Source organism: Micromonospora endophytica (genome assembly GCF_003236305.1).
GTDB classification, from domain to species: Bacteria; Actinomycetota; Actinomycetes; order Mycobacteriales; family Micromonosporaceae; genus Micromonospora; species Micromonospora endophytica.
Genome location: NZ_POTX01000055.1, coordinates 1 through 15,650, shown reverse-complemented (window position 1 = coordinate 15,650; position 15,650 = coordinate 1). Strand labels below are relative to the sequence as shown.

Below are 15,650 nucleotides of genomic sequence, written 5' to 3'. Positions count from 1 at the left end.
GGCTCGGGAGGGGAAGGCGGGTACGCGGCAGGCCCGGCTTCCGCCCTGGCCCTCCCGAGAGGCCGCCGGCGGCGCACACCGGCGGTGTGCGCAGCGCTGGCAGGTCTTCGGACTCGTGGGCGTCGTGCGCGTGCCTACTGGCCGTCGCTTCCCAGACCGTGCGGTCCAGTGCTTCGTTGACGGCTGTCGTTCCCACTCACCGCTGCGGGGCAGTCCCGGTCTCACACCGGGTTCCCTCTTGCCTCGACCACCGTGCACCGATGGTCGAACCAGCACCACGTGTCATCGTATCGTCCCCCCGCGTGCTTCGGCCGGGCCTGGTCGATCGGCGACCGTCGGCGGGATCACCGCGCGTGTTCGTCGTCCAGGGCCGCCAGCCAGGCGTGCCCCGGATGCACCCGCGTCAGCAGCCTGGCCAGGGTCAGGCGTTGAAGATGGGTGAGCAGCGGCAGAACGCCGTCGAAGTCCGCCTGGTCCTGCCCGCGTACGTGCTTGGCCTTGAAGAGCAGAACGAGTTCGGGGGTCAGGTACGGAATCCGGTCCGGGGTGTGCCGGATGATGTCGGTGTACGGCAGTCTGATCGTTTCGTCGCGTCGGCAGATCCACACATCGCCGTCGTGTGGTTCCCGAAAGACATCGAGCAGGTAGCGTCCTGTCGCGGGCTCGCGCAGCCACGTCTGCCAGGTGGCACTCAGCACCTGTGGGGTGGCCGACTCCCAGATCCGCGCGTCGCCGACCGCGTCGAAGGTGAACTCGGCGAAGCGTTCGCGGATCTGACCGAACTGCCCGGCCGGCACGCCGATCTCGATGTCGTGGTGGGCGCGAGTCTGCCCGCCACGGAACAGATCCAGCGCCCAGCCCGCCGCGACGTACCACGGCACGGAGATCCCGGCCAGCCGCCGGGCGACCTCGTGCGGCTGCCAGCAGTCCACCCAGCGTGCCTCGATGGCAGCGATGTCGTCGGGCGCCACCTCGATCCCGCCGCCTGGTGGCCGGTCGCTCATCCGCCGAGGCTATCGGAGGATGACGGTGGTCCGCGCGGCGATATTGCGAGGTGACGCCGTCGCGGGTCCACTAGAGTCCGGCCGCATGCAGGGCAGCACACTCCACACCGACCGCCTGGAACTTCGCCCGGTACGGGACGAGGACGTCGACCGGATACTCGAATACCGCAACCTGCCGCAGGTCACCTACTGGCTGCTGCGTACGGAGGTGGAACCCGCCGCCTTCCGGGCGGCCTGGCGGCGCGCGATCGCGGACCCGGACGACCACAGCATGGCGGTGACCCTCGACGGCGTGGTGATCGGAACGGTCTCGCTCGATCTGCGTGACGGGATGGGCCAGCCGGGCCTGCCATCACGGACTGAGGCCGAGGTCGGCTACATCTTCGACCCGGCCCACGGTGGCCGTGGATACGCCACCGAGGCGGTCGCCGCGGTGGTGACACACGCATTCGAGCAACTGGGCGCGCGAAGAATCACCGCCGGCTGCTTCGCGGACAATCTTTCCTCGGTACGAATTCTCGAAAAGATCGGCATGCGCCGTGAACAACACGGCGTCCGCGATTCCTGGCACGCCGAGCGGGGCTGGGTGGACGGTTACACGTACGCCCTGCTCGCCGAAGAGTGGCGGGGCACATCGGCGTAGAGCCCGCCGCTCAGTCCAGACAGCGCACCCGGACCGCCACGTGCACCCGTTGCGCGCCGCCGGCGTCCCAGTCAATGACCGTCAACTCGGCGCGGTGGCCAGCCGGAGAAGCCGCTTCCGCCAGACAGGTGGGGTAGCTGCCGTCTGCGTGAATCGTTCCCGCCGCATCTTCCCAATCGTGGGCGACAATCGAGTAGACCGCGTCCCCGTCATCGGGATCACGGACAACGCCGTCCGTCTCGAACACGACACGTCGACTCTCCTCGTTTGACCAGGTGATCATCCCCGTCAACACCACTCCGGTTGCCGAATGCCGATCACGTAACAAACCGGCCCGATAGCCACCAAGACCAGTGACGACCGCAGCGATGACTGCCAGTGCCAGTAGCACCCGCGGACGCCGAATCACTGCTACAGCGCCTAACCCAGGATCCCCATGGCAGCACTGTAGGGCAGCGATGCGCGCTCCCCTTTGACGCCCAGGGCCGAGTCGGCCTTCTGCCCGCCGAATTTGATGACGGCACCCGACCGCATCAATTTCTACTTATCAAATTCTTGTTCGGGTCAGCGGGCAACGCTCGACTTCGAGATAATGGTGTTATGCGCCAGCTACAGTTTTTCACCACAGCCGAGCTGGCCACAATGCGCGACCGTACGGCGTCCCGGAATTACTCTCCTCGCCGCGAAAATTTCCGCCGTGTCCACGAACGACACCGCGCCTGGGGCCTGACCCGTCGGCACGCCGAACGTCTGCGCCGAGCCCCGACCAGGTCGAGCGCCCTCGGCCCGGCAGCGGGCACCCGCCCGGCCGGCTCTCGCGTCGACCCAACCCGGCCGGGATCCGCTTGCCCGACCTCATCTCGTCACGGCAGCCGCGACCGACGGGCATCATCGTCCGAAGCGGTCCGGCAGCCCGATCTCAGGTGTACCGAGGTCGATCAGCCGGTTGTTCCGGTTGATCATCCGGCGGTCCCACAATTCGACCCGCCGGACCCGCCGGACCGCAACGACCCGACCGGTGGGTCGGCATCTCTCCAGCGCCCCGCCCGGTCCGAGAAGCGAAAGCCGGCGGGCGAAGCGGAGCCGGCATCGAACTCGCCCGCGCATCCATCGGAGACAGCGCGCCGCCCCCATCCACGCCGATCACACATCCACCCACGCCACGACCGCCTCCACCCTGACCGAACACTCGACCACCCACACCATGACCGCCCTCGCCGATCACTCGACCGTCCGCACCACGACCACCCCCACCGCCCATTCATCCACTCGCTACACGACGGCAGAGACGCTGTTGTTCGATCACCTGCCCGCGCAGGTCCGGCTGACCGGTGGATCACGACACATTGCCTGCCTCGGAGCGCGCGGGCGCCTCCGCGAAGATCCGGTCGAGGTCAGCCCATGTCGCGCCTGCCCATCTGGCCACCGTGACACGAGCGGCCACGCCACCCGAGCCCCGGCCCGGTCACCTCACCCAGAATCGGTGGTCATCGCCCGGTAGGTAAAACCGGCTGCCGTCCGACGCACCTTCCAGTCACGGGCCATGCCGTCCCCCACCCTAACGATGTGGCCGCCGGCCGAGAACCAGGAGGCGACTGGTCGGGTTGGACAGTGCCGCCCTGGGCGACAGCGTCACCCAGGACAGCAGAGGCCAGGACAGCAGAAGGCAGAAGGCAGAACAGCAGACCCCAGGCGGTGACCGGCCGGCTGCTGGCCACCGCCAAGGGCAAGGGTCGGTCAGAAGTCGTCGTCGAAGCTGACTGAGCCGGTGACGCCGACCTGATAGGCCGACACCCGCCGTTCGAAGAAGTTCGACAACTCCTGTACGTCCTGCAACTCCATGAAGGCGAAGGGGTTGCGGCTGCCGTACATCGGGGCGATGCCGAGCACGGCCAGCCGGCGGTCCGCCACGTGCTGGAGGTATTCCCGCATGTCGGCCAGGGACATTCCGGAGACACCCTGTTCCAGCAGGTCGGCGGCGAACTGGACCTCGCACTCCACCGCCTCGGTGAGCATGTCGCGTACCTGCTGCTCCATCTCGGCGTCGAAGAGGTCCGGTTCCTCGGCGCGGACGGTGTCCACCACGTCGAAGGCGAAGGCCATGTGCATCGACTCGTCGCGGAACACCCAGTTGGTGCCGGAGGCCAAGCCGTGCAGCACACCCCGAGAACGCAGGAAGTAGACGTACGCGAAGGCGCCGTAGAAGAACAGGCCCTCGATGCAGGCGGCGAAGCAGATCAGGTTGAGCAGGAACGCCCGGCGGTCCTCCCGCGTCCGCAGCTCGCGCAGCTCGAAGATCGAGTCGATCCACTTGAAGCAGAACTCGGCCTTGCGGGCGATCGACGGGATGTTCTCCACCGCCGCGAACGCCTCGAACCGTTCCCGCTCGTCCGGGACGTAGGTGTCCAGCAGGTTCAGGTAGAACTGGACGTGCACCGCCTCCTCGAACAGCTGCCGGGAGAGATAGAGCCGCCCCTCCGGGGAGTTGACGTGCTGATAGAGGTTGAGCACCAGGTTGTTGGCGACGATGGTGTCGCCGGTGGCGAAGAACGCGACCAGCCGGGACACCAGGTGCTGCTCGGCCGGCGACAGTTTGGCCAGGTCGGCGAGGTCGGAGTGCAGATCCACCTCCTCGACGGTCCAGGTGTTCTTGATCGCGTCCTTGAACCGGTCGAAGAACTGCGGGTAGCGCATGGGCCGCAGGGTCAGATCCATGCCGGGGTCGAGCAGCAGGTGGCCGGTACGGGGTTCGGAAACAGTTGTCACTGGCATGCCTCGCAGCTTTCGGGGTTCTCCAGGGAGCAGGCCAACGCCTCGTCGACCGGCACGAGGGGCGTCACAGCCGAGGCGACGGCCGGGGTGACCGCGACGGTGGCCTGCTGGATCCGGGTCGCGGGACGCGACCGCAGGTAGTACGTGGTCTTCAGCCCGGACTTCCAGGCGTACAGGTACATCGAGGAGAGCTTGCCGATGGTCGGCGCGCTCAGGAACAGGTTCAGCGACTGCGACTGGTCGATGAAGGGAGCGCGGGCCGCCGCCAGGTCGATGAGCGACCGCTGCGGCAGTTCCCACGCGGTGCGGAACAGCTCCCGTACGTCCGCGGGCAGCTCGGCGACGCCCTGGACCGAGCCCTCGGCCCGTTTGATCTGCTCGCGGACCGGCGCGGTCCACAGCCCCCGCGCCTTCAGCTCGCGAACCAGGTAGGTGTTGATCTGAAGGAACTCGCCGGACATCGTCTCCCGCTTGAACAGGTTCGACACCTGCGGTTCGATGCACTCGTAGCAGCCGGCGATGGAGGCGATCGTGGCGGTCGGCGCGATCGCGACGAGCAGCGAGTTGCGCAGGCCGTGGGCGGCGACGGTGTCGCGCAGCGCAGCCCACCGCGAGGTCTGCGTGACCTCCGCGCCCCACAGGTCCGGGTGCAGCTCACCCTGCGCGGCACGGGTTTCGGCGTACGCGGGATGCGGGCCGAAGCGTGCGGCGAGCCCGGCCGAGGTCTCCAACGCGGTCAGGAAGATCTCCTCCTGCACCCGGGTCGACAGCTCCCGGGCCGGTGCCGAGTCGAACGGCAGGCGCAGGGTGAAGAACGCGTCCTGAAGCCCCATCAGCCCCAACCCGACCGGACGCCAGCGCGGATTCGACGCCGCCGTCTGCGCGGCCGGGTAGTAGTTGATGTCGATCACCCGGTCGAGGAAGACCACAGCCGTGCGGACCGTGGCGCGCAGCTTGTCCCAGTCGACGCCGTCGGCGGTGACGTGCGCGCCCAGGTTGATCGACCCCAGGTTGCACACCGCGGTCTCGGCGTCGTTGTTGACCTCCAGGATCTCGGTGCAGAGGTTCGACAGGTGGATGGTGTTGCCCGGCGCACCGGTCTGGTTGGACAGCCGGTTCGAGGCGTCCTTGAAGGTCATCCAGCCGTTGCCGGTCTGCGCGAGCGTACGCATCATCCGCCCGTAGAGGTCGCGGGCCTTGACTGTCCGGACGGCCTTCTTCTCCGCGGCCCGGTACGCCTCGTCGAACGCGTCACCGAAGAGGTCGGGCAGCTCCGGCGCGTCGGAGGGGTCGATCAGCGACCAGTCGCCGTCGGCCTCGACCCGCCGCATGAACTCGTCCGGGATCCAGTTGGCGAGGTTCAGGTTGTGCGTACGCCGGGATTCCTCGCCGGTGTTGTCCCGCAGCTCCAGGAACTCCTCGATGTCCGGGTGCCACGGTTCCAGGTAGACGCAGGCCGCGCCCTTGCGCCGGCCGCCCTGGTTGACCGCCGCCACCCCGGCGTCGAGGGTCTTGAGGAACGGCACGATGCCGTTGGACCTGCCGTTGGTGCCCCGGATCAGGGCGCCGCGCCCACGCACCCGCGACCAGGAGATGCCGATCCCGCCGGAGAACTTCGACAGCTTCGCGACCTGGTGGTAACGCTCGTAGATCGAGTCGAGTTCGTCGCGTGGCGAGTCGACCAGGAAGCACGACGACATCTGGGTGTGCCGGGTGCCGGAGTTGAACAAAGTCGGTGAGCTGGGCAGGTACGCCAGGCTGGACATCAGCCGGTAGAAGCCGATCGCCTCGCCCGGCGTCTGGGACAGCCCGCAGGCGACCCGCAGCAACCAGTACTGCGGTGTCTCCACCACCTGCCGGGTCTGCGGGTGCCGCAGCAGGTACCGGTCGGCGACGGTACGCAGCCCGAAGTACTCGAATCGCAGGTCCCCGTCGGGGTCGACCGCGTCGTCCAGCTTGCGGGCGTTGCGGGCCACGAACGCGGCGGTGTCGTCGCCGATCAGTCCCAGCGTGTGTGCGTACCGGATGGATTGGCTGAAGCTCGCCACCTGCTGCCCGCGGACCTCCTTGTCCACGTACGCCGCCAGTAGCCGCGCCGCGAGCTTCGAGTACTGCGGCTCCTCGCCGATCAGCTCGGCCGCGGTCTGGATGGAGAGTTTGTCCAGCTCGGCGGTGGTGGCACCGTCGTACAGGCCGCTGATGGTCTTCGTCGCCACCCGCAGCGGATCGACCTCGTCCAGGTCGGCGACCCAGCGCTCCACCGCCTTGACGATCTTGTTGACGTCCACCGGCTCGGCATCGCCGTTGCGCTTGCGGACCTGCATCACCTGTCGGCGTTGCTCCGGACCCGCCTGCTCCTGGGTCACCGTCATGTTCCCCCTCCTCACGCCTGTGCTGCGAGGTCGCCGGGCGCGCGGGAGGACGCCGCCGGCCATCCGGCGGCACGCGTGCCGCGGCTGACCAGCCAAGGGCGTCGGCCGTCCCACGCGGCCTTCGACCGCCGTACGCGTCGCGTACGGCGCGCTGGCAGGTCTTCGGACTCGTGGGCGTGGTGCTCGCGTCTACTGACCGTCGCTTCCCAGACCTCGCGGCCCAGTGCTTCGTTGACGGTGGTCGTTCCCACTCACCGCTGCGGGGCAGTCCCGGTCTCGCACCGGGTTCCCTCTTGCCTCGACCACCATGGGTTGGCGGTCGAACCAGCTACGGAAGACACCATATATGGGCACCGCAGAGAGTTGGCAACACCAGATGCTGTGCCGGGCGTGTCGCAGCGCATTGTCACCCGGACTTCGCGTCGGGTGAGCGACACGAACCGCGCATCCGGAGACGTGGCTAGAGCGGGAAGTGGCCGCGCCGCCAGTGCCAGTGGCGGCCGGCGGACAGGTGCGCGACGACCGCGCGCTGAAGCAGCGTACGAGCCGGTAGCTGGTCCAGTGGCGTGGTCAGGTCGCGGAACACGAACCGCCGCACCTCGACGTCGTCCGGCCCTTCCGACTCCTCGTAGGGCTCCAGCTCGAACCGCCGCTGGAACCGCACGATGTTGGCGTCCTCGGGGAGGTATTCCCGCAGCTGCGGGTCGAGCAGCCACGAGCCGCAGGCGAACGCCGAATAGTGCTCGTCGGGAAAGTGGCGCGGGAAGAACGCGCGGGCCTCGTCGAGCGACGCGTCGACCGCCTCCGGGGTCAACCGCCCCGAGTCGGGTATGTGCAGGTCGATGGCGTTGTCGCCGCGCTGGTGCTGGAGCCGGCCCAGCTCGTAGAGACCACCGCGGACGTGCAGCGTCAGCCAGTTCTGCATGACCGGCCACCCCTCGCGGTTCATCCGCCTGTCGATCGCCAGGTTGCGGCCCAGGTCGGCGAGGGTCGCCCAGGACACGACATCGGGGACGCCGTGGTCGCGGTGGTAACCCCGGACGACATCGACAAGCGCGAGGTACGCGTACCCGTAGAGGTGCCGCCAGGCGGGGCCCCGTTCGCGCGGCAGCGCCGGACCGGGCACCAGCCAGCCGTAACCGCCGAGGTCGGCGCGGACCAGGGCGATCGAACGGTCGAGCAGCCAACGCAACTCGACCGTCCATAGAGGAGAATCCGGGTCGGGCCAGCCCGCCATGATCTCGGCGACGTCGTCCGGCCGCACCGCGAGCCGGTCGAGGATCGCGGGCGCGTCGGCCTTGTCGGGCAACGGAGCTGACGGCAGGTCACCGGCGAGCCGGTGAACGCGCTCGATCTCCTCGACCGGCACCCCGAGTCGGGCGGCGGTGTCGTCCAGGTCCACGCGACGACCCTACCGACCGTGAGGTCGCCGCAACAGGCCCGCGGCGACCGGCCATCGGGTCAGCAGCCGAGACGCGTGGTGGAGAGCGCGATGTCGTCGATCCAGAGGTCGAACTCGCCAGGCGTGGTGCCACCCTGGTAGAGCTGCCAGCCGATCTTCACGGTGTTCACCGTCGGCAGGATGAACGGCACGTCGTTGCCGCCGTGCTCGTTCGTGGTGGCGGTCAGCTCCGGGTTCGCCACCCCGTCGATCCACACCGCGACGCGGTTGTCCGTCCGGTCGAGTTTCCACTCGAAGCACTGCCAGGTGTCCTCGACGACCGGGGCGGACTCCCGCCAGTTGGTCCAGTCGCCGGTCGGCCCGCCGTCGGCGCCCACGCCCCAGAAGATTCCCGGAACGGTGGGTGCGTACTGGCCGCCGATCGGGCGGACGACCTCCGAACTGCCGGTGCCGGTCGCCTCCACCAGGGTGAAGTGCGCCCAGTCGGGGGCGGTCGGGAAGGCGTCGACACGCAGCCGCATCCGGCCGTAGAACCGGTTGCCGGGCGCGGCGAAGTCGTCGACCCGCAGGAACGCGCGTCCGTTGTCGACGGTGTGGACGTGCAGCACCTGGTTGCCCCGACGGGCACGCTCCACGGTGAGCGTGCCGTTGCGGGTGTCGACGCCCCAGTTCAGGGTGGCGGGACCGCCGAGCGGCAGCCGCTCGAAGTCTTCACAGAAGAGCAGGTGGCGGGTGCAGGAGCCACGCTGGGAAGCGTTCGCGGCGTCGGACGGGACGCTGCCGGCCGTGGCGCCGAGCACCAGGGCGGCGGTCAGCGCGGCGAGCACGTTACGCACGGGTTCTCCTCCATGGCTGGGTCCCCCACCGGACATCGTGGAAGCGTTCCCATATATAGCAGATGGTAGATGTCTATGTGGCGGTGCGGGACCATTGCTGATGGGTGCCGCCGTGGCAGGCGTACTGCTGGATGTCGGCGCCGTCACCGGTGCCGGCGTTGACCACGTCGAGGCACTTGCCGCTGTGTCGGGCGCGGAGCTGGTGGTGGTCGCCGATCGCCGCCCACTGCCACTGTTGGTTGGGCCCGCTGCCGCAGGTGTACTGGATGATGTTGGCGCCGTCGGCGGTCGATCCGGAGGCCACGTCGAGACACTTGCCGCTGTTGAGGTTGACGATGCGGAAGTAGCCCCCGCCGGCGTCCTGGAACTCCCAGCGCTGGTTGCCACCACCGTTCCAGCCGTACTGCTTGACCTCGGCGTTGTTGGCCGTGGAGTTGCTCACCACGTCCATCACCCGGCCGCTGTTGCGGTTGGCGATCCGGTGGTACGCCGGCGTGTTCGCGGTGACCGTGCCGGTCTGGGTGTCGACGGTGATCGACGGCGCCCAGTTCAGGCTCATGCTGGTGCTCGACGGGAAGGTGATCGGCAGCCAGACGTACTGCGAGTCGTTGACCGGCCCGCCCCACGCGCCGGCCCAGCGGTCGCCCAGGTAGAGGTAGCTGGTCGTGGTGGTGCCCTGGATCGGCAGCACGAAGGTCGGCTGGGAGCGGAAGGTGGTGGCGTCACCCACGTCGGTCCAGCCGGTCCACGGTCCGGAGATGCTCGACGCGGTCGCGTACCGGGCCTGGTTGGGGTTCCACCCGGTCGCGCCCGAGGTCAGCATGAAGTAGGTGCTCCCCCGCTTGAACAGGGCGGGCGCCTCACGATGGGCGTCGTTCCAGAAGTTGCCGACCAGACCGGAGACGGTCAGGTAGTCCGCGCTGAGCCGATAGATGTGCAGGTCGTAGTTCTCGTCGGCGGCCGAGATCAGGTAGCCGGTGCCGTTGTCGTCGTAGAGGGTGATGTCACGGGACATGTGCCCGAGCGGCCGGAAACTCCCGTGGTACGTGTAGTTGCCGTCCACAGTGGTCGACGAGGCCACGGCGGCCCGAGCCTCGTTGTAGTTCGTGCCGTTCTCCTTGTGCATCCACATCACGAAGCGGCCGGTGCTGGCGTTGTAGATGACCTTGGGGCGCTCAATGTTCGCGACCTGCAACTCGGTCGCGGACGCCTGGGTGAGCACGTCGTTGCGGAACTCCCAATTACGCAGGTCGACCGAGCGGTAGACGGAGACCGCCCGAAACGTGTTGTTCGGATGGCGGTTCTCGCCGAACCAGTAGTAGTAGCCGCCGACCTTGAGCACCCCGCCGCCGTGCGCGTGCAGCGGACTGCCACCGACGTCGGTGAACTGGATGCCGTTGGTGATGGTGACCGGTGCCGCCTGGGCGGGCTCACCATCTCTCGCGACCGACACCACCACCAGGCCGCTCGTCACGACGAGCGCCGTCGCCAGTGCCAGCAGCCTGCTGCGCGTACGCACCTGGCCACCCCCTTCTCCGACCCGCGCCGCACCACCCGGACGGTGCCGTTCACACACGGGCAACCCATTGGTAATCGACGGTGATCCAGTAGGCCAGAGCGCAGACATTTAATTCATATAGACCAATAGAATGAGGAAGTTTCGCTCTCCGTGACCGGTGGCCGCGAGCGGTTCCGCTGACCGCGGCGCTGAGGCTTGACCTTGACGCAGCGTCAACCCCGCATGCTGACGCCATGTCCACGACTTCCCCGATGACAAGCGAGCAGGTTCGCGAACCTGCCATCCAGGTACGGGGCCTGGAGAAGTCGTACCAGAAGCTGCATGTGCTGCGCGGCGTCGACCTCGACGTCGCGCGGGGCAGCATCTTCGCCCTGCTCGGCTCCAACGGGGCGGGCAAGACCACAGTCGTGCGGATCCTCTCCACGCTGCTCAAGCCGGACGCGGGGACGGCGAGCGTGCACGGCTTCCCGGTCATCACACAGCCGGCGAAGGTGCGCGCGTCGATCAGCCTGACCGGACAGTTCTCCGCCGTCGACGAGATCCTCACCGGGCGGGAGAACCTGATCCTGGTCGCCCGGCTGCGGCATCTGCGGGAGCCGGGCCGGGTCGCGGACGAGTTGCTGGCCCGCTTCTCGCTGACGGAGGCGGCCGGCCGGCGGGTGTCGACGTACTCCGGTGGCATGCGCCGCCGCCTCGACATCGCGATGAGCCTGGTCGGCAACCCACCGGTGATCTTCCTCGACGAACCGACCACCGGGCTCGATCCGCAGGGGCGGATCGAGGTGTGGCAGGCCGTGCGGGAACTCGCCCGGCAGGGCACCACGGTGCTGCTCACCACGCAGTATCTCGACGAGGCCGAACAGCTCGCCGACCGGATCGCGATCCTGCACGGCGGGCGCATCATCGCCGAGGGCACCCTCGCCGAACTCAAGCAACTGCTGCCGCCGGCCACTGTCGAGTACGTCGAGAAGCAGCCCACCCTCGAGGACGTCTTCCTCGCCATCGTCGGCACCGAGGGTGCCGAGGGTGCCGAGGGTGCCGAGGGTGCCGAGGGTGCCGAGGGTGCCGAGGGTGCCGACCAGAACACCGCCAGCCCCGACCGCGTCACGAACTGAGGCCCCGCGAATGACCACGCACTTCTTCGGCGACACCGTCGTCCTGCTGGGGCGCTCGCTGCGCCACATCAGCCGCAGCCCGGACACCATCATCACCACCGCGATCACGCCGATCACCATGCTGCTGCTCTTCGTCTACGTGTTCGGCGGCGCGATCCAGACCGGGTCGGACAACTACGTGAACTACCTGCTGCCCGGCATTCTGCTCATCACTGTCGCCTCGGGCATCTCGTACACCGCGTACCGGCTCTTCCTGGACCTCAAGGGCGGCATCTTCGAACGGTTCCAGTCCATGCCGATCGCCCGCTCCTGCGCGCTCTGGGCGCACGTGCTGACCTCGCTGGTGGCCAACCTGATCTCGCTCGTGGTGGTGGTGGCCGTAGCCCTCGTCATGGGCTTCCGCTCGGGAGCCGGCGTGCTGGCCTGGCTCGCGGTCGCCGGCATCATGATGCTGTTCACCCTCGCGCTGACCTGGCTCGCGGTCATCCCGGGCCTGACCGCGACGTCGGTGGACGGGGTGAGCGCATTCTCCTACCCGCTCATCTTCCTGCCGTTCATCAGCTCGGCCTTCGTGCCCACGCAGAGCATGCCCGGACCGGTGCGGGCCTTCGCCGAGCACCAGCCGGTGACCTCCATCGTCAACACGATTCGTGGCCTCTTCGCCGAGCAGCAGGTCGGTGGTGACGTCTGGATCGCCCTCGCCTGGTGCGTCGGTCTCCTCGTCCTGGCCTACGGTGTCGCCACCACACTGCACCGACGCAGGATCGGCTGAAGACGTGTCGCCTTGGTGCAGGCTGAAGCCATGCTGACGATCGGACGGCTGGCGTCCTACGCCGGGGTGACCATCCGCGCGGTGCGGCACTACCACCAGATCGGGCTGCTGCCGGAGCCGGAGCGCGACGCCTCCGGCTACCGGACGTACGACGCCGCCGCGGTGGTACGCCTCATCCGGATCCGGACCCTGGCCGAGGCCGGCGTGCCGCTGGCCCGGGTCCGGGAGCTGCTCGACGCCGACCCGGAGACCTTCGCCGCCGCCACCGCCGAGATCGACAGGCAGTTGCGTACGCAGATCCGCGCGCTTCAGGAGCACCGGCGGCGGATCGCGCTGCTGGGCAGCGGCGACTCCCTGGCCATTCCGAAGGAGGTGATCGACTACCTGGAGCGGCTGCGTGCCATCGGCGCGCCGGCTGCGGCCGTCGAGGGCGAGCGCGACGCGTGGATCCTGATGGCGGCCCGCTGGCCGGAAGCCATCCCGGCGTTCATGGCCGACAAGGTGGCCTCGCTGGACAACCCGAAGGTCGTCCGGCTCTACCAGCTCATCGCTCGGATCGCCGAAAGCCCGGAGGACGACGAGTTGCTGCGCGAGACGGCCGACCTGATCTGCGACTTGAACGAGGCGGCGGCGGCCCACGGCGGACTGGATCAGCAGGACGCCATGACGCCCGATGCGGCGTTCATCGGCCTGATGGATGGGTTCGCCGACGCCGTCCATCCCGTCGTCGGGCGGCTGCGGGAGCTGGTCGCCGAGCGTGGCTGGACCGGGTGGACGGTGATGGAGAAACGCGAACCCTGAGGCGGGTGGTCACCAGCGGGTCAGCGCGACCAGTTCCGCGCGCCCGTCGGCCGCCCGTGCGGGCAGCAACAGCAGGGTGCAGGCGCGTTCGAACCGGACGCCGTCGCGTTCCCACGCGTCGACCGAGGCGACCAGCCGTTCCTCGTCATGGTGCAGCCGCCCGGCCGCGCGGGTCAGGCAGGCCATCGCCCAGTCGTTCTCCCGGCACACCGGTGCCGCCGTGGCGAGACGTTCGACGGCGTCCGGTAGACCGGCGACGACGGCGAGTTCGGCGGCGGCGGCCCGAGCGTACGGCGTGAACCTGCTCTGCGGATGGTCGTCGAAGGCCCGTCGTACCAGCGCCGCCGCACCGTCCAGCCGGCAGTGGTGCACGGCGACCCGGGCGTCCACGAAGGCGAGGAACGGGACGAGGCTGGGCAGTTCCTCGGCATCGGCACGACCGGTGATCTCCAGCGCCTGGCGGCGCCACCTGTCGAAACGCTCACCGTCACCGCGCAGCCCGTGTGCCAGCGCAGCCGCCAGGGCAGGTGGCGCCAGCCAGGGTGCCGGCGGGCGGCCCGCCCGTCGCCAACCGGTCCACATCTCGTCCGCGCGGCGTACCGCCTCCGCGAACTGCCCGGTGAGGGCGAGCGGCGCAATCAGCTTGCTCGCCGAGGCGTACGGGTGGTTGCTCACCAGGTCGTCCTGCTGCACCCGGTGGGCCGCGGCCAGGGCGGCCGGCAGGTCTCCGGCGGCGAGCGCGTAGGTGGCCGCCATGTGCAACGCGTCGACGATCTCCGGCCCGGCGTACGGGTCGTCGCGCGGCAGCAGGGGCAGCAGCGCGATCCGCTCGGTGGCCACCCGATGCGCCTCGCGCAGCCGGCCAGCCCTGGTGGCTGCCGCGCTCACCGCTTCCAGGCCGGCGCTGACCAGGACCGGGTCGCCGGCGGCCCGGGCCGCGGCGACCGCGGCGACGGCGAGTTCCGGATCCGGATCGCGCCACTGCCCACCGGCAGTCCATGCCCTGGCCAGCGCGAGGCCTGCCGCCACCGCCTGCCGCGCCGGCGAACCGCTGCCGGCCGCGTCGTCGAGCAGGTCCCGCAGCCGCCGCTGAGGTATCTCGGCGGCGGGTTCCGAGCTGAACCGGTTGGCCAGTTCCACCGCCCGTGCCAACGCGACGGCGCGGGCGTCGCCGTCACCGGCCGCGTCGGCCCGTTCGGCAGCGGCCAGCAGCTGCCGGAAGGCCGCCGGGCTGGAGTTGGTGACCACCACGACGCAGTCGGCCGCGCTGCGCAGATCCCGGGCGGCGTCGGCCGGGTCAGGGGCGTGGCCGGCCGCGCGCGCGAAATGACGCGCCGCTTCGCGCAGGAACCGGTGCGCGTACGCGAGGTGGCCGAGGGAGCGAGCCAGTTGATGGGCGAGCGTGTCCGGCTCCGCAGGGCAGTTCGCCAGGGCCGCCCGCAGGTCGTCGGCGACGGCGTGGAAGTCGGCTCGCGGCTGCTCGGCCGGTCGCCGCTCCAGCTCCGCCGCGGTCGCCACCGCCCAGCGCAGGTGCCACTGCCGCAGCGTCGCCTCCTCGCCGGCCGTGCCGAGCTGCTCGGCGGCGAAGGCCCGAACCGTCTCCAACAGCCGCCACCTGCTCGGTGTGCCCCGGACGTGGACCAGCAGGCTCTTCTCCACCAACCGGCCGAGCAGATCGGCGACCGTCCCGGGCCCGCCAGCCCGGCTGACCGTCACCGCGGCGCTCAGGTCGAAGCTGCCGACGAATACCGACAGCCGCCGGAACAGGGCGCGTTCCTCGTCGTCCAGCAGGTCGTGGCTCCAGTCGATCACCGCCCGCAGCGAGCGGTGCCGTCCAGCGGTCCGCCGCCCTCCGGCGAGCAGACGCAGCATGTCGGTCACGGCGGCCAGCAGGCCGGTGACGCCCAGCGACGCGCTGCGCGCGGCGGCCAACTCGATCGCCAGTGGCATCCCGTCGAGGCGGGTGCACAGCTCGGCGATGACCGCCGGGTCCGCCTGGAAGTCCGGGTCGGCCGCCCGGGCCCGGTCGTGGAAGAGAGCCACCGCGTCGGTAGTCGAGGGTAGCGGCGCCACCGGGAAGACCTGTTCGCCGGGCACGGCGAGGCGTTCGCGGCTGGTGGCCAAGACCGTGCTGTCCGGGCAGGCGGACAGGATCTGCTCGACGAACTCGGCCGCCGGGTCGAGCAGGTGCTCACAGTTGTCCAGCACGAGCAGCGTCCGACCCTGGCTGAGGCGGTCCACGATCGCGGGCAGCAGCGACTGCCGCGCCCGTTCGGTGACCCCCAGGGCACTCGCCACGGCCTGGACCACGAAGTCCTCGCGGATCGGCACCAGATCGACGAAGACCGCGCCGCCCGGGAACGCACCCGCCACCGCGTCGCCCACCACACCCGCCAGCCGGGTCTTGCCCACCC

The 15,650-nt window shown here is 69.5% G+C and carries 12 protein-coding genes and 2 riboswitches; of the genes, 4 read left to right on the top strand and 8 right to left on the bottom strand.

Annotated features, from left to right (window positions below; translation table 11 throughout):
* Positions 1–81: 81 nt before the first annotated feature.
* Positions 82–289, bottom strand: a riboswitch (cobalamin riboswitch).
* Positions 290–344: 55 nt separating this feature from the next.
* Entirely contained in the window at positions 345–1,004 is a 660-nt protein-coding gene (locus C1I93_RS11050) for a nucleotidyltransferase domain-containing protein (protein WP_111243164.1), read from the bottom strand.
* An 85-nt stretch (positions 1,005–1,089) separates the two neighbouring features.
* On the opposite strand from C1I93_RS11050, the gene C1I93_RS11045 reads away from it, so the two are divergent.
* Entirely contained in the window at positions 1,090–1,647 is a 558-nt protein-coding gene (locus tag C1I93_RS11045; RefSeq protein WP_111243163.1) for a GNAT family N-acetyltransferase, read from the top strand.
* A 10-nt stretch (positions 1,648–1,657) separates the two neighbouring features.
* On the opposite strand, the gene C1I93_RS11040 is transcribed toward C1I93_RS11045, so the two are convergent.
* The 6 genes from C1I93_RS11040 to C1I93_RS11015 all read right to left on the bottom strand — a co-directional run bounded on the left by C1I93_RS11040 (position 1,658) and on the right by C1I93_RS11015 (position 10,548).
* A complete protein-coding gene (locus C1I93_RS11040; RefSeq protein ID WP_223256143.1) occupies positions 1,658–2,038 on the bottom strand; it encodes a hypothetical protein in 381 nt (126 codons plus the stop codon).
* 1,346 nt (positions 2,039–3,384) lie between these two features.
* Entirely contained in the window at positions 3,385–4,419 is a 1,035-nt protein-coding gene (locus C1I93_RS11035; protein ID WP_111243162.1) for a ribonucleotide-diphosphate reductase subunit beta, read from the bottom strand.
* Positions 4,410–6,791, bottom strand: a complete 2,382-nt coding sequence (locus C1I93_RS11030; protein ID WP_111243161.1) for a ribonucleoside-diphosphate reductase subunit alpha — start codon at positions 6,789–6,791, stop codon at positions 4,410–4,412. The genes C1I93_RS11035 and C1I93_RS11030 overlap by 10 nt, the downstream gene beginning before the upstream one ends.
* Before the next feature lie 136 nt (positions 6,792–6,927).
* A riboswitch (cobalamin riboswitch) is annotated at positions 6,928–7,135 on the bottom strand.
* 116 nt (positions 7,136–7,251) lie between these two features.
* A complete protein-coding gene (locus C1I93_RS11025; RefSeq protein ID WP_111243160.1) occupies positions 7,252–8,193 on the bottom strand; it encodes an acyltransferase domain-containing protein in 942 nt (313 codons plus the stop codon).
* Positions 8,194–8,252: 59 nt separating this feature from the next.
* Positions 8,253–9,029 carry a hypothetical protein gene (locus C1I93_RS11020; protein ID WP_111243159.1) on the bottom strand — a complete coding sequence of 259 codons (777 nt, stop codon included), beginning with the start codon at positions 9,027–9,029 and terminating at the stop codon, positions 8,253–8,255.
* A 73-nt stretch (positions 9,030–9,102) separates the two neighbouring features.
* Positions 9,103–10,548, bottom strand: coding sequence for an RICIN domain-containing protein (locus C1I93_RS11015; RefSeq protein WP_111243171.1), 1,446 nt, complete (start codon positions 10,546–10,548; stop codon positions 9,103–9,105).
* A 233-nt stretch (positions 10,549–10,781) separates the two neighbouring features.
* Here C1I93_RS11015 and C1I93_RS11010 point away from each other — a divergent pair, with 233 nt between their 5' ends.
* From C1I93_RS11010 to C1I93_RS11000, 3 genes are read left to right on the top strand one after another with little or no spacing between them, the layout of a single operon-like run.
* On the top strand, positions 10,782–11,663 hold the full coding sequence (locus C1I93_RS11010) for an ABC transporter ATP-binding protein (protein WP_420811690.1): 882 nt from the start codon (positions 10,782–10,784) through the stop codon (positions 11,661–11,663).
* A gap of 10 nt (positions 11,664–11,673) precedes the next feature.
* Entirely contained in the window at positions 11,674–12,435 is a 762-nt protein-coding gene (locus C1I93_RS11005) for an ABC transporter permease (protein ID WP_111243157.1), read from the top strand.
* A 30-nt stretch (positions 12,436–12,465) separates the two neighbouring features.
* Positions 12,466–13,236: a MerR family transcriptional regulator gene (locus tag C1I93_RS11000; protein WP_111243156.1), complete on the top strand. Its 771-nt coding sequence runs from the start codon at positions 12,466–12,468 to the stop codon at positions 13,234–13,236.
* Between the two features lie 9 nt (positions 13,237–13,245).
* Here C1I93_RS11000 and C1I93_RS31500 read toward each other — a convergent pair.
* On the bottom strand, positions 13,246–15,650 hold a 2,405-nt coding region (locus C1I93_RS31500; protein WP_181445115.1), incomplete at its 5' end, for an ATP-binding protein.